Origin of the sequence: Streptomyces griseoloalbus (genome assembly GCA_014650015.1) — a bacterium.
Classification (GTDB): domain Bacteria; phylum Actinomycetota; class Actinomycetes; order Streptomycetales; family Streptomycetaceae; genus Streptomyces; species Streptomyces griseoloalbus.
Map to the genome: position 1 here is coordinate 43,534 of BMUD01000012.1, position 14,286 is coordinate 57,819.

General features: G+C 68.9%; 9 protein-coding genes and 1 pseudogene. 4 read left to right on the plus strand and 6 right to left on the minus strand.

Annotated elements, in window-relative coordinates; genetic code table 11:
- Window positions 1-20: 20 nt before the first annotated feature.
- On the plus strand, window positions 21-5,090 hold the full coding sequence (locus IE178_RS19210; protein ID WP_193513167.1) for a class I SAM-dependent DNA methyltransferase: 5,070 nt from the start codon (window positions 21-23) through the stop codon (window positions 5,088-5,090).
- A 98-nt stretch (window positions 5,091-5,188) separates the two neighbouring features.
- On the opposite strand, the gene IE178_RS19215 is transcribed toward IE178_RS19210, so the two are convergent.
- Together IE178_RS19215 and IE178_RS19220 are read right to left on the minus strand one after the other, a co-directional pair.
- Window positions 5,189-5,395 carry a DUF397 domain-containing protein gene (locus tag IE178_RS19215; RefSeq protein WP_193513168.1) on the minus strand — a complete coding sequence of 69 codons (207 nt, stop codon included), beginning with the start codon at window positions 5,393-5,395 and terminating at the stop codon, window positions 5,189-5,191.
- The gene (locus tag IE178_RS19220) at window positions 5,392-6,210 is read right to left on the minus strand and encodes a helix-turn-helix domain-containing protein (RefSeq protein ID WP_193513169.1); all 819 of its coding nucleotides are present in this window, start codon (window positions 6,208-6,210) and stop codon (window positions 5,392-5,394) included. Before IE178_RS19220 ends, IE178_RS19215 begins: the two co-directional genes overlap by 4 nt.
- A 480-nt stretch (window positions 6,211-6,690) precedes the next feature.
- Here IE178_RS19220 and IE178_RS19225 point away from each other — a divergent pair, with 480 nt between their 5' ends.
- Entirely contained in the window at window positions 6,691-7,479 is a 789-nt protein-coding gene (locus IE178_RS19225; RefSeq protein WP_318280129.1) for an LppU/SCO3897 family protein, read from the plus strand.
- Window positions 7,480-7,703: 224 nt separating this feature from the next.
- Here the strand turns inward: IE178_RS19225 and IE178_RS19230 are convergent, their stop codons facing one another.
- The 3 genes from IE178_RS19230 to IE178_RS19240 all read right to left on the minus strand — a co-directional run bounded on the left by IE178_RS19230 (window position 7,704) and on the right by IE178_RS19240 (window position 10,166).
- Complete coding sequence (locus tag IE178_RS19230; RefSeq protein WP_318280130.1) at window positions 7,704-7,970, minus strand: hypothetical protein; 267 nt, start codon at window positions 7,968-7,970, stop codon at window positions 7,704-7,706.
- A gap of 148 nt (window positions 7,971-8,118) precedes the next feature.
- The gene (locus tag IE178_RS19235; RefSeq protein WP_318280131.1) at window positions 8,119-9,336 is read right to left on the minus strand and encodes a hypothetical protein; all 1,218 of its coding nucleotides are present in this window, start codon (window positions 9,334-9,336) and stop codon (window positions 8,119-8,121) included.
- Complete coding sequence (locus tag IE178_RS19240) at window positions 9,321-10,166, minus strand: hypothetical protein (protein WP_229875530.1); 846 nt, start codon at window positions 10,164-10,166, stop codon at window positions 9,321-9,323. Before IE178_RS19240 ends, IE178_RS19235 begins: the two co-directional genes overlap by 16 nt.
- A 997-nt stretch (window positions 10,167-11,163) precedes the next feature.
- On the opposite strand from IE178_RS19240, the pseudogene IE178_RS19245 reads away from it, so the two are divergent.
- Both IE178_RS19245 and IE178_RS19250 read left to right on the plus strand, forming a co-directional pair.
- Window positions 11,164-11,797 (plus strand): annotated as a pseudogene (locus IE178_RS19245) (class I SAM-dependent methyltransferase).
- 113 nt (window positions 11,798-11,910) lie between these two features.
- The gene (locus tag IE178_RS19250; RefSeq protein WP_318280132.1) at window positions 11,911-12,405 is read left to right on the plus strand and encodes an ATP-binding protein; all 495 of its coding nucleotides are present in this window, start codon (window positions 11,911-11,913) and stop codon (window positions 12,403-12,405) included.
- A gap of 314 nt (window positions 12,406-12,719) precedes the next feature.
- On the opposite strand, the gene IE178_RS19255 is transcribed toward IE178_RS19250, so the two are convergent.
- A complete protein-coding gene (locus IE178_RS19255) occupies window positions 12,720-14,033 on the minus strand; it encodes a hypothetical protein (RefSeq protein ID WP_193513172.1) in 1,314 nt (437 codons plus the stop codon).
- Window positions 14,034-14,286: the final 253 nt, after the last annotated feature.

Genomic DNA, 14,286 nt, shown 5'->3' on the forward strand with positions numbered 1-14,286 from the left:
ATCACCCAGAGGTTCACACGATGACGTTCGACTCCCTGGTCAACCGCGGCGACTACTTCTCCGCGCACTACCTCGCCGAGGTCCTCCCCAAGGACCTCAAGTCCGGTCTGCTCGCCGAGTGGAAGCAGCGCGAGGAGGACGCCGCCGGCGCCGAGCGGCCCGAGGGCGCGCTGCCGGTCACCCCGCGCGCCGGCCTGCGGGCGCTGCGCCGCGCCTACTTCGCCTCTCGGTCGTACTTCACGATGGACGAGGAGCGGGCGGCGACGGGTGACGACGCCATGACGTACGACGCTCCCGAGTGGCGCGACCGCGTCCGCACGCTCAACGGGGAGGTGCTGCGCGCCCTCGGCTTCGACGCCAAGCCGGGCACGCTCACCGTGGTCCGCGCCGACCAGTCGCACGAGGTGACGGTCGCGCACGCGGAGAAGGATCTCGTCGCGCTGGACTGCGGCTGGTCGGCGGAGCCGGATGACGCGCTGGACCCGGACGGGGCGGGGCGGCTGCTGGACGAGCTGCGGCTGGACGGCCAGCACACCGTCGCCACCGGCTCCAAGCTCGCCTCCTTCCTGTTCGCCTGCGAGGACGCGCCGCGCTACGTGCTGCTGCTGGTCGGCGGCGTCGTCGTGCTCGCCGACCGGGCCGCGTGGGGCGAGGGCCGCTACCTCGCGGTGTCGCTGGACCGGGTGCTGGAACGCAACGACACCAAGGCGGGCGGCGAACTCGACACGGTGGCCGCCCTGTTCGGCGCGGACTCGCTGCGCACGCCGGAGGAGGGCGGGGAGAACCCCCTCGCCACGCTCGTCGACAAGTCGACGAAGCACGCGGTGGGCGTCTCCAGCGAGCTGCGCGACGGACTGCGGCTGAGCGTCGAGCTGATCGCCAACGAGGTGCTGGACCGGATCCGCGAGGGCGGTGTCCGTCCGGAGGAGGTCAAGGAACTCCCCGAGTTGGGCCGCCAGTTGACCCGTGAGTCGCTGCGGTACCTGTACCGGGTCCTGTTCCTGCTGTACGCGGAGGCCCGCCCGGAGCTGGGCATCCTGCCCTCGGACTACCCCGAGTACCAGATGGGGTACGGACTGGGCCGGTTGGGCGAGCTGATCGCCGAGCGGGATCTCGTCGACGAGAAGTCCCGCAAGGGGTTCTACCTGTACGAGTCGCTGGACCTGCTGTTCCACAAGGTCCAGGAGGGCTACCGGCCGCGTCGGACGCACGGGGTGGACGCGGAGGCGTCGGAAACCGTGACGGCGAAGACGTCGGAGGACATGGGGCTGCGGTTCGAGCCGCTGCACTCCAAGCTGTTCGAGCCGGAGGCGATCCGGCTGATCGGCGCGCGTGCGGTTCCGGACCCCCGTGTCGACGGTGAGGTCGAGGGCGGGGAACGGTTCATCGACACCCGGCTGCGCAACGAGACGCTGTACCGGGTGCTGCGGTTGCTGATGCTCACGCGCGGCAAGCGGCGGGAGCGCGGTGGCTTCATCTCCTACGCGCAGTTGGGGATCAACCAGCTCGGCGCCGTGTACGAGGGCCTGATGTCGTACTCGGGCTTCGTCGCGGGCGAGGAACTGTACGAGGTCGCGAAGCACGGTGACCCGAAGGACGGTTCGTGGCTCGTTCCGGCGACGAAGGCCGACGAGTACCCCGACGAGGTGTTCGTCCGGCACAAGGACGAGGACACGGGCGAGGAGCGGCGGGTTCGGTACGCGCCGGGCGCGTTCGTGTACCGCCTGTCGGGGCGTGACCGGCAGACGTCCGCCTCGTACTACACGCCGGAGTCGCTGACTCGGGTGACCGTGCAGTTGGCGTTGCAGCACCGGCTGGACCAGGACGACACGGTGACCGAGGCGCGCGAGCTGCTGGAGTGGAAGATCTGCGAGCCGGCGCTCGGCTCGGGCGCGTTCTTGAACGAGGCGATCAACCAGGTCGCGGCGGAGTACCTGCGGCGGCGGCAGGACGAGTTGGGCGTCGCCATCGACACGGAGAAGTACGCGGTCGAGCTCCAGAAGGCCAAGGCGTACATCGCCCTGCACAACTCCTACGGCGTGGACCTCAACAACACGGCGGTGGAGCTGGCGGAGGTGTCGCTGTGGCTCAACACGATGCATCCGGGGATGGAGGCGCCGTGGTTCGGGCTGCACCTGCGGCGCGGCAACTCGCTGATCGGCGGGCGTCGGGAGGTGTACTCGGCCGAGCGCCTGAAGAAGGGCGGCTGGCTGGGGACGACTCCGGAACGCTTCCCGTTGTCGGAGGCGCTGGCGGGGGCCCCGCTGCCTGAAGGGGCGGTGCATCACTTCCTGCTTCCGGCGAAGGAGTGGGGCGCGGTCGCGGCCGAGAAGGAGGCCAAGGCGCTGGCTCCTGCGGAGGCGAAAGCGCTGGCCGCTTGGCGGAAGGCGATCACCAAGTCGCCGAGTGCCACGCAGACGAAGCGGCTTCAAGGGCTGGCGCGGCGGGCGGAGTACCTGTGGGGGCTGGTCGTGCGCCGGCTGGAGATCTCCGAGCGGGAGATCTCGCGGCGGATCGACGTGTGGGGTGCGGAGGGTGGCTGGCTGCGGTCGCCCGAGGTCGCGGTGCCGAGGGAGAAGGTCAAGGCGGACCTGGAGGCGGTGGACACGCCGTACTGGCGTCTGAAGACGCTGATGGACGCGTGGTGTGCGCTGTGGTTCTGGCCGGTGCAGGAGGCTGCGCTGCTGGACGGGTCGCATGAGGCGTACGTGCGGGCGGCGGAGGTTGCTTCGCAGTCGTCGGGGTGGACTGTGTCGGCGACTCCGGTTCCGGGGCAGGCGGGGGCACCCGCGCGGGAGACGTACGAGTCGGAGGACCTGTTCGGTGACGTCCAGGTCGTCGAGGTCAAGTCGAAGGGTGCGCGGGGCGGCAGCCGTAAGGAGCAGATCCGGGGCGAGCGCCGCCCGGTGATCGCGCTGGCCTCGCTGGACGACTGGCTTGACTTCGCCGAGTCGCTGTTGGGTACGCAGGATGTGGCTGCGGATTCGCTGGTGGCCCAGTTCGACACGCTGGATGAACTGGAGCGGTACGAGGACGAGTTGCCCGAGTGGATGGGCATGGAGCGGTTCTACTCGCTGGAGTCGCGGTATCCGTGGGCGGCGGTTACGCGCGATATGGCTGACCGGCAGGGGTTCTTTCACTGGGAGTTGGAGTTCGCGCAGGTGTTTGCGCGGGGTGGATACGACCTGCAAGTAGGGAACCCACCTTGGGTGCAACCTCAATGGTATGAGGACCAGGTACTCGCGGAGCGAGATCCGTGGTTCATGCTGACTGAGAAACCGAGCGCCGCCGAGTGGCGCCTCCGCAGGGAGGAAACACTCAACGCGCAAGATCGCAGCAGATCCTATTTTCTAAACGAGTTGGCGGTTAATGCAGGGATCGTAGCCGTACTCAGCAGCCCGGCAGTCTATCCGCTGCTCGCGGGGACCAAGAGCGACCTCTACCGCGCTTTTATGGCTCAGGTGTGGCAGCACCTCGCACCCTACGGGAGTGCGGGCCTGATCCACCCAGACACACACTTCGGGGGCGTGCGAGAGGGCACGATCCGAGCCGCCGCGTATCAGCATCTGCGAGTGCACGCACACTTCGTGAACTCGGCGAACTGGGCCTTCGAAGATCTTTCTCGTTCCCAAGAGTTCGGGATGCACGTCTACGGCACGTCGCAAGCTCCAAATTTCCTTCACTTGAGCCAACTTCGCGACGCTAACATGCTACCCGATTCACTCGCTCACGATGGAGAAGGCGCAACCCCTGGAATTAAAAATAACGGCTCGTGGGACATTCGACCACATCAAGAACGTGTAGTGCATGTGACCGCCGAATTGCTGGCCAGTTGGCGAGCTCTGACGGGATCAACTGGTGAAGCGTCCCGCAGCCCTCTCCTATATCCGGTCCTCCGTAGCGAACTAGGTGCTGTCCACGCTTTGACTAGCCATCACGTCATCTTGGCCGATTTCAACCCGATGATCTCTCAAGGATACAACGAGACCACGGCCAAGAAGGACGGGCTTATCCGGTGGGGCAACCATTCCGTACCCGAGCTCTCGGATGTCATCCTGCAAGGACCGCATTTTTCGTGTGCCGACCCCTTCTCGAATGAGCCCATGATTCCCTGCCGGAACCAAAGGCACTGGAACACGCTCTCGCCGACGGCACTGCCCGAAAAATACATCCCTGTGACCAACTATGTGCGGGCCGCCGATGAGGCGAAGTACCTAGCGGCTCAGGACTCCTGGAGTGGAAAGCCGTTCACCGAGTTCTTCCGGCTGGCGTGGCGCAAAATGGTCCCCTTCAACACCAGCCGCAGCCTTCAAGCCGCCCTCATCCCACCCGGACCGGCCCATGTCGACGCCGTGCGTTCAATGGCCCTATCAGACACGCGTCTCACCGTACTTAACGCAGGCTTTTGGGCATCGTTGCCTCTCGACTACGTACTACGGGTCACGGGCCGCTCGAATCTTCATGTCTCTGAGGCCCGCAAGATGCCAGCCCCCGATCCGAACCACCCCCTCGCCCCGGCCCTCCTTCTCCGCACCCTCCGCCTGAACGCCCTCACCACTCACTACGCTTCACTCTGGGCGGAGTTGTTCGACGCCCAGTGGGCCGGTTACGAAGACTGGGCCAATCCCCACTGGCCACACCTGCAGCCCCTAGCCGCTGGTCTGAAGTCGACCTGGGAGTACACCACCCCGCTCCGCACCGAGCACGAGCGCCGCGCCGCGCTCGTTGAGATCGACGCGCTCGTCGCGGTCTGGCTAGGCATCACTTCCGACCAGCTCGTAGCCATCTTCAAGACTCGCTTCCCGCAGCTGTACGACTACGAGACGGCAACCTACTTCGACGCCAAGGGCCGCAAGGTGGCGGCCGATTTCAACACCTTCGGTCATGGCCAGACCAAACAGGACTACATCGATGTCTTGGTCCACCTGGAGGACCCAGAGACCACCCCACCCCCTGCTGGCTACACCGCTCCCTTCTACAAGGCCGATCGCGAAGCCGAGATGCGCGCCGCGCACGCACACTTTCAAGCTCGGTTGGACAAGGAGATCGCTGCTGGCCGCTGGTCTCCACCCACAATTCGTGAAGCCTGAGTACCTCAACTTCTTCGCGCAGGTCGGCGCTTCACTGAGAGAAGCGCCGACCTCGCGATCCACTGTCTGCCTCGCACGATTGACCGTGGACGGCCAGCTCACATCGTGTCGAGCAAGGCCGACCACGCCTCAGAGCTAACCTTCAGCACAGGCCCACCTTGGGCTACCCGCTTCGAGTCACGCACGTGAACAGCGGCAGCCTCCACAGCAACCTCAACGCACTCACCACCCGCGCCGCTGCTGTAGCTACTCGTGAACCAGCGCAGTGCCGAGCGGGGCTGGAGGCTTGCGTCTTCCGTGTTCATAGGTCTCCCAACAGCTTCTGAACGAAGGCCAGTGACTCCGAGGGCGTGAGGCCCTGCGCTCGCAGGATGCCGTACCGCTCCTCGTACCCTCGGACCACCGGCCGCTCACTGTAGAGGTGGCTGTGCTCATTCACCTCCACATAGGCGATCCTCTGCGCCTTGCTCGTCTCCATCAAGGTGAACGGGCCACCCATCCCAGCGTGTTGGCGACGGTCAGTCGGCATGACCTGGATCTCGACGTTGCGCTGCTGGCCGTAGAGGAGGATCTGCTCCAACTGTGCCCGCATCACCGCGCTCCCTCCCAGCGGCCGTCGCAGAGTGCTCTCCTCGATGACGAAGCTGATCGTTGGCATGGTCCTGCGTGCAAACAGCTCCTGGCGAGCCAGCCGGGCGGCTACACGCTGGTTCACCGTCTCCTCGTCCAGAAGGGGGCGCCACATCTCGAACACCACCCGCGCGTACTCCTCGACCTGCAACAGTCCCGGAACGGCCTGGTTGGCGTACACATGCAGCTCAACCGCCTCCGCCTCCAACTTCGCCGCATCCCGGAAGAACGCCGGATACCTGGCCCGAGCCACCTCCTCCTTCATCACCGTAAGCAGCCCGCCGGCCTCCAGCACCGCATCCGCCCGCTCGATGAACTCCGGCTTGGGAATGCGCCGCCCCAACTCCACCGAGGCAACCATGTCCTCGCCGTAACTGAGCTTCGCACCCAGCTCCGCCCGCGTCAGCCCCCTGCTCGTCCTCAGCAGCCGCAACTGCTGACCGAAACACCGCAGGATGCCCGTCTCGCCCTCACCGTGAGCCGTAGTCACCGGTGACCTCACCTCACCCACCCGCACAGTGGCGCCCACCCCTCGACCCGCCGCAGGCACCACACCCGACCGTCACTCACAGCTCACTCTAAGGACACACACCGTAGCTTTCCCGCCACTTGGTGCCACTTCCCCTGTACCGGGGACGAGCGCCCGCCCTCGCCCCGTACAACACCCGCCCGTACATACACACCCGCGCGGCTCACCGCCACTCCAGGACCACCGTGCCGTTGGCCAGGGAATCGTCGGAGACACGGGCCGCCTCCCCTCCCCCAAAGTCGCCCTGGCCACCCCACCCCATGGCCCGTACCGCTCGCTGGACAGATGGACGAAGACGATAAACGGATGATCTGACCGGACACCGAGTCAGTGGAGTGCCGGATCTGCGCGAATGAAGGCCGACAGACCTGAGATAAAGGGAGTTCGGCTCCCAGCGGCGCCAGAATGGTTAACATCGCCTGAGCCTCAGCGGGGGAGGGCATGGTGGCAGACGCATCCGGTGATCATTCCGCTGCCAAGTCATGGGCACTGGTCGGCGGGATCGCATCCGTGCTGTCGATCCTGGCCTGGCTGGGCGTGGGCAGCCCGGGGGAACTGAAGGACTTGTTGACCGACTCGCCCCCCTCCAGTTCCAGCCCGGCCCCGTCCACGTCTTCGCCGACCGACCGCATCCCCGATGACTCCGACAACGGTGAGGAAAGCGCCGACGAGCCCGAGCCCGACCCCGAGCCGTCGACACCCACTCCCACTCCGGATCCCACCGAAGCGGCGTTCGAAGCCGTCTCGGCCGGCGACTGCCTGCCGGTCCACGACACCGGCCGCGGGGGCACCACCAGCGTCGACTGGAGCGTCGGTGCTCCGCCGGACCCCGTGTCCTGCGCCGGCGAGCAGGCGCAGGTCCAGGTGACCGCCATCAACACGGCCTGCCCCACCGGCTACGGGAAGTCGTACTGGAGCTACCGGTCCACCACCACCGGCGACACCACGAAACTCTGCCTCACCCGCGTCTACCACGCCAACTACTGCATCCTCGGCCGGCAGTCCGGCGACTCGATCTCCCTCGCGCTGATGACGGCCGTGGCCTGCCGACGCGAACCGGTACCCGCCCCGTACAACCAGATCATGCACATCACAGGCGTCTACCGCGCCCCGGCGGGCGCCGACGCGAACAACTGCCGCCGGGTGGCAGGCGACCAGACGCGCTACTGGGCCGCCCTGGTGGACGACGGCGCCACGCTGCTGTGCACCACGATCTACCAGGGCAGCTGACCGACAATTCGGGTCCCCCAGCCGCTCGAGCACGCTCCTGAAAAGGCCGGTTCAGACCCGTCTCCGTCGTCGTGACGGCCGTCGAGTCGGTGGTCCGGGCGTTCTCCCCGTCGGCGAGCTCGAAGGATGCCACGCTGACGGTGGTGCGTCGCCCGGAGCAGCGGGCGGGGAGGCTGCTTCGGCAGCCCCTGCTTCCTGGCGGGCCCCGCCCGCCGTGCCCGTCCTCAGTCGGCCTCCCGCACTCTCGCAGCGGTCCGCCCGGCGAGCTCGCGGACGCCCTTGGCGGCGTTCTCCGAGAGTTCGCCGAGTACGGCGTCGGCGGCGGTGAGGAGGACACGGGCCTCCTCGGGGCGGCCCGCGTCGGCCGGGGCGAGGGTGAGCCGGTAGTGCTCCTCGGCGATAAAACGGCCGAGGTTGACCTGCTGCCAGTGGCGCAGTGAGTCGTCGCCCGGGGTGGCCAGGGCGTCGCGTACGGCGGCCAGGCTGTCCACCGCCTGCGGCAGCCGGCCCGCCTCCCGCTCCAGGCGGGCGAGGGTGCGCCGGGTCGAGGCCCGGTCCCATGCCCTCTTCCCCGTACCGCGTACGAACGCCCCGCCCTCCCCCGTACAGCCCCCGCCTGTACACCCGCACCCGCGTGCTTCAGCGCCACTCCAGGAACACCGTGTCGCTGGTCAAGGACTCGGCGGAGACAGGAACCGCGCCCCCTTCCCCCGAGGTCGACACCACCCGGAAGTCGCCCAGGCCCAACGGCTGCCCCGAGCGGTCGTTGGGCGAGTGAACGGACACGATGAACTTCTCACCGTCCGCCGAGACCACCATCCCCTCGGCGACCCTCCCGTCGTCCTCTCGGATCACGGCGACGGCGTTCCCCTCGGCACGGCCGCTACGGGCGTCCACCGTCCGGAAATTGCCGGACTGGGTGCGGCACAGCACCCGTTCGTCCGCGACCCAGCCCACGATGCCGACGCACCCACTGAGCAGCCTGGCGGAGCGGCCCGACGCCGCGGTGAGCGGGCCCGAGGAATCCCGAGTGTGGAAGACGTGCCCGTAGATCTTCGGCGCGGTCGCGGTGAGGCGGCGGCCGTCGGGGGCAAGGTGGACCATGTTGGCCTGGACGGCGTGCGGCGGCTTCCCGGTGACGGCCAGGGGGAGGTCGTGCCCGATCGCCGGGCCCTCGTCCGACAGCCGGTGATCCCCCTCCGTGGACCGCGAGCCGATCCTGCGCTCACCGTCGGCGGTGACGTAGGTGAACCACACGCTGCGTCCGTCGGGCGCCATCACGGCGTTCTGCTCGTCGTCGCCCTCCGCGTCGCTCAGACTCACGAAGTCGTCGGCGTTGCCTTCGCTCTCCACGTAGCCGGCGTGCGTCGTCCTGCCGTCCGCGTCCCGGAGCACCACCGCCATGCGCGTGTACGCCAGGTCGAACAAGGCGCGGACCCGGGGAGTCACGTACTCCAGATCGTCCACGGCGTAGGGCGACGGACTGTCCGAGCTCACTCCGCAGAGGTCCACGAGAGGGCTGTGGACGTCCTTGACGTCCGGGTAGTTGGTGAACGCGGCGTCGACCGGGATGAAGAAGTTCCGGGTCTCGCGCAGTTCCCACCGCTCGGGATCCCAGGCCTGCACGTTGACCCCGGCAAAGCGGGCGCCCATGCTGCACGTGGCGGTGACGACCGTGCCCTCGCGGGTGAACGGGCTGTCCGGGAGAGTGTATGCGCGGTTGCCCCAGTAGGGCGCCGAGGGGCCCGGCGCCGGCCCCTTCTCCTCCTCGGACTGCGAGGAGCTGCACCCCTGGACGCACAGGACGGCCAGCACGGCGACCAGGACTGCGACCTTGCCCGTCAGAGCCCGTAACACTCCCCCTCCTCGGGCATGTCGTCACACGATGTCCAGGGCATGGCCCCGAAGACCCAGCGCTGCCGGGGGTTCTCCGGAACGGACTCCGTGCGGATGCGCAGCGGCTTCCCCTTGTCGTCCTTCAGTTGGACCCACCGCCCTTCCGGCCGATAGGTGTCGTTGTAGTGGACCTGGACGCCCCACTCGCACACTTGTCCCCGCGGCGCGATGACCTCCGCCCGCAGCCCGCCCGAGGACTGACCGTTGCCGACCTCGACGAAGCGGTTGCCGAAATAGGGCTCGCCCTGTCCCTCGGTGTCGTCGGTCAGCACCGGTTCGTCGGCGCGGGGCGGAAGGTGGAGCCGGATTCCCTCGTAGGCGGCCCCGCCCTGCGGCGGGTGGCCGACGACGGCCTGCGCGGTGCTCTTCCGGCATGTGAGGTCGGTGACCTTCCAGTCGTTGATGGTCACCGCGTACTGGCGTCTGCTCATCACCGTCATCTTGAAGTTGTCCGAGAACTCCATGTGCCCACTGGAGTTCTGCTCCTCCAGGTAACGCTGCGGAGCGTGCTCCAGCAGCGGCGCGTAGGCGAGCGGCCGGCCGCCCAGGGACTTGAGGTAGGAGAAGACGTCCGAACTGGCCTTCATCTTCCGGATCTCTTCGTCGGTCAGCGTCCGGTCGAGCACCATCGCCCACTCACGGGGCGCACTCTGCTCGGGCTGCACCGACACCGTGAACGGCGGCTGGGAGGCGTCGTACTCCTTATTGGAGTCGTTCTCCTTGGTGACGCTCGGCCCGATCATGGCGTAGGCCAGCAGCGCACCGCCCAGACCTCCCAGCACAGCGCTCACCGTCGCCACCGTCAACCACAGCCTCCTCTTACGCCGGGAGGCTCCGGCAGGCACGCCGAGCACTTCGGGAAGGACCGTCCGCAGACCGTCGTCGGCCCCGCCGCCCGCGCCGGGGGACGTCGGGGGCGGAGGAGGCACGTCCGGGGGCCGCGTCGGCGGGGTCGGTACGGGGGCGGGCGGTGAGGTACCGTCCGGGGTTCCGTTCCGCCCTGCCGGTCCCGGAGTGGTGCTGCCCCCGGTGCCCCCGGTGCTCCCGGCGGTGTTCGGCCGGGGTTCCGGTGTCCCGCCCGCTGGCGCGGTCGCCGTCATGCCGTCCCCTCACGACGTGATAGGTGGTGTTCCCGCTCGGCGGCCCGGCGCGGAGCCCCGTACGGAACCCCCGTCGAGCACCGACCGTCCCTCACCACCCACCATAGGGACAACGGCTCTGCCTGTCCGCAGAATTGACAGCCCCTGTCCCGGCCCCACACCGTGCCCCCGCCCGCTGTACAGCCCACCGCCGGGTCCTCGGCGGCCGTGGGCCGGGGCCGACGCGACTTCGGAATCCGTCCGCCCGGGATTCCGGAACGCCAGTGGGCGGGCGACGTCACGGGGGAGGATGGCCGGCATGACGGTTGAAGGCTCCTCCATCGACTCCACCAGGCCCAGCATCGCCCGCGGCAACGTGGGCTCGCTCAGCTTCGGGACACATCCCGGTCAGGGATGAGGAGAGCCGGACCCGACTCCTGGTGCGGTCCCCGTGGTCCAGGGCGATGGCAGCCCACGACAGTTTCCTCGGCTGCTTGAGCAGGCCGGGATGGTCGCCCTTCACGACAGCGATGCAGTGAGCGCCTTGCTCGCGCAGCCGGATACCGTTCGCGTGCTGGGTGTGGGCCGCGTCCGCGGTGACGACGGCGTTCTCCAGGGCCAGGCCGTCCAGAAGAGGGATGAAAACGCAGGTGTCTCGTTGCTCTTCGTGTCGATCTGCCGTTACGCGAGGACCGTTCCGGCGTGGTCCATCGCGGCCGGCAGACATACCGCTTCCCGCCCCGGCGCTCCGCACGGTCACCACCACGAGGACGCGACGGACGGCCAGGCGGAGATCCTCGACCCGGACGCCGAGGTCCTCGCCGAGCACACCGCCTCCATCACCGCATGGCTGCCGCTGCGGACCACCCCGCACCACATCGTGGACCTGGGCTGTGGCACGGGCGCGGGCACCTTCGCCTTCCTCGACCGCTTCCCCGACGCGCACGTCACCGCCGTCGACGCCTCCGCCGAACACCTGCGGCGTCTGCACCAAGGCGCACACCCGCGGCGTCCAAGAGCGCGTACGCACCGTGCGGGCCGACCTCGACGACGACGCCTGGCCCGGCCTCGGCTCACCGGACCTGGTCTGGGCGTCGGCCTCGATGCATCACATGGCCCGTCCCGGCCGCGCCCTGCGCACCGTCCACGCCGCGCTCGCGCCCGGCGGCCTGTTCGCCGTCGTCGAACTGGCCGGCCACCCCCGCTTCCTGCCCGAGAACGCCCCCGAGGACCTCACCGCGCTCGACCGGCTCCTCGACACCGGCGGCCCGCACAGCGTCCTGCGCCGCGACGACCTGACGGTACGCACCGAGCGCACCGTCTGGGCCGCCCGCCGCACCTGACCACGGACGGTCCCTCCCGCCGGGGCGGGCCCGCCTCCGAACCCGCGTACAGCACCGCTCCGTACAGGCGTCGCTGCTGGTGACACGCCCGTCGCAGCCACCACGCTGACGACATGCACAGTCCTTCCCCGCAGCGGCCCCGGCTGCTCTCCCTCCTCCCCATGCCCTCCACCGAGTTCGCGATGGCCTTCACCTCGACCCCGCGAGGGGCCCGCCTGGCCCGGCTGTTCGTCGCGCACTGCCTGGACTCCTGGGGCCACCCCCACACCGGGCATGTCAACGAGACGCTGTCGCTGATCACCGCCGAGCTGTGCGCCAACGCCGTGCAGCACGGACGCGTTCCCGGCCGGGACTTCCACGTCCGGCTGGCCGCCGAGGCGGACGGTGGGTGGCTGCGCGTGGAGGTCTCCGACACCCGCACGGAACGCCGGCCCGCCACCACCGTCCCCACGGACCCCGACACCGAGTCCGAGTCCGGCCGCGGCCTCCTCCTCGTCGCCGCCCTGGCCGACGACTGGGGCGTCACCGACCGCCGCCACGGCCCCGGCAAGACCGTGTGGGCGGTGGTGAGCACCGCATTGGGTGGTCGGCCAGGCGCCCCCCGGTAGGCGCCCGGCGGATCACCCTGCCAAGCTGCCGGTCTGCCGCCGAGCCGGTGACCACGGGTCCCACGCGGGCGACAGCGACTCACCTGACCGACGACGCGCTGGACGCCTCGGACCGCACGCACACTTCGACTTCACCGCTGCGTGCAGCGGAAGAGGTCGGTGAAGTGGCTGGCGAGCGGCATGAGGGGTCCCGGGACTCGCAACCGCCCTGCCGTCGGTCATGGTGCTGAACATTGCGAAGAGAGCCATCACCGCGTTCGAGGTCTCGGGCCATCCCCGCACCACTCACCGAGAGAATGTGAGCACGCCTACGCCTACGCGGCCAGCGCGGGGAACACGACCACCGAGCCGTCCTTGTCGCGGGCGATCTCGATCGCCACGTCCGTCGTGGGGCCGTTGACCGTGACGCCGTCGCGCAGCCTGTGGATCCGGTTCGCCGCGCGCATCAGGCGATCGACCTCACCGTTCGTGAAGACGGGCCGCAGACCTTGCGGGCGTGCCAGTTCCAGCGCCGACAGGCGTTGCAGGACACCGGCGATGCCCGACTCCAGTGTGTCGAGGCGCCGCTGGTCGGCCTTGAGTGCGCGGGTGAAGTTCTCGAACGGGTTGCCGGAGTCGGTCTGGGCATGCTCGACGGCCTGCAGGACGATGACCCGCCGCTTCAGCGCAACGGCCAGGGCGGCGAGTTCGAGGTGGGCGCGGAACGTGCCGCCGCCCTCGTCGACGCCGGGGAACGCCTTGGTCAGCGTGCCGATCTCGACGGCCTTGCCGTCGGGCAGCTCGTCGAGTGCGCTCTGCCACTGGGCGAGGCGGCGGTCGGCGGCGGCCAGCGCCTTGCTGATGGCGTGCACCGCCGAGTCCAGTCCCAGCGAGGCACCGAGCTTGCCCTGGTCGAGCAGCACGGCGGTGGCTTTGTCGATGGCATCGCGGCAGCCGTCGAGTTCGCTGCGCTCGTCATTGAGCTCCTTGTCGTGCAGTTGCTCCAGCAGTTCCGTGATGCGTTCGATGGCCTGCTGGCGCTTGGAGTCGGCGTTCGCGCTCACCCCCACCGCCACGGCCATGAGCACGAGCGGCGCGGCCACGGTGAGCGCCGCGCTGCCGGCGACCGCGACGCCGGCTGTCGCACCGGCTCCCCCGACCGCGCCCGCCGCTGCCGCTCTACCGACCGGCTCGAACGTCGCGCCGGAGGCGATGCGGCCCGTCATCGAGTTCACGAGTGGACCGCGGATGCCACCGGCAGCCCCCTTCGCCACCATCGGGCGAACGACGCCCTGACCGAGCTGGGCGGCGACCTTCGCCGGAACCACCATGCGGTACAGGCCTTCGCCGGCAGCGGTCGCCGTGGCCGGCGCGGAGGAACCTCGCGCCGACTGCGTGATGAGCTGCGACAGGTGCTGTGCCAGAGGACTCGCGGCATCGAGCGGGATGCCCTGGCCGCGGTCGAGCTTGTCGGGCAGCGGATGCACCTCGAGTGTGGCGATCGGCGCGTCGGCCAGGGCCGCCAGCACACCGCGCAGTTCGGCCAGGCGCTCAGCCGTCATCGGCTCGTCCCCGGCCAGTGCGGGCACCCGGACGTCACCGGTCGCCAGCGTCCACACCGGAATGATCGCGTTGCGGTCGTCAGTCATCGTCTCCCCTTGTTTTCCGACGACAGCCTACGGCCGACGTCCGACAAGCCTCCCGTGCCGTTGGGGGTGGCGTTCGACGCCTCGGCTCTCCGGCACAGGAACCCCGTTGATTTCTCGCCCTGCCGCACTCGACCTGCCCCCCGCCCTGAGCGACCGGATCATGACGCTCATCATCGCCCGGCAGGGGCCTCCGGCGTCCGGGATTCGACGAGGTGGGTGTCGTTGTCCGAGGTGGGCGTTATTTTTGACGCTG

Excerpts from the sequence above, each read along its gene's own strand:
- IE178_RS19255 (WP_193513172.1), bottom strand. The coding sequence starts at position 14,033 with ATGACTGACGACCGCAACGCGATCATTCCGGTGTGGACGCTGGCGACC.
- IE178_RS19215 (WP_193513168.1), bottom strand. The coding sequence starts at position 5,395 with ATGAACACGGAAGACGCAAGCCTCCAGCCCCGCTCGGCACTGCGCTGG.
- IE178_RS19210 (WP_193513167.1), top strand. The coding sequence starts at position 21 with ATGACGTTCGACTCCCTGGTCAACCGCGGCGACTACTTCTCCGCGCAC.
- IE178_RS19225 (WP_318280129.1), top strand. The coding sequence starts at position 6,691 with ATGGTGGCAGACGCATCCGGTGATCATTCCGCTGCCAAGTCATGGGCA.
- IE178_RS19250 (WP_318280132.1), top strand. The coding sequence starts at position 11,911 with ATGCACAGTCCTTCCCCGCAGCGGCCCCGGCTGCTCTCCCTCCTCCCC.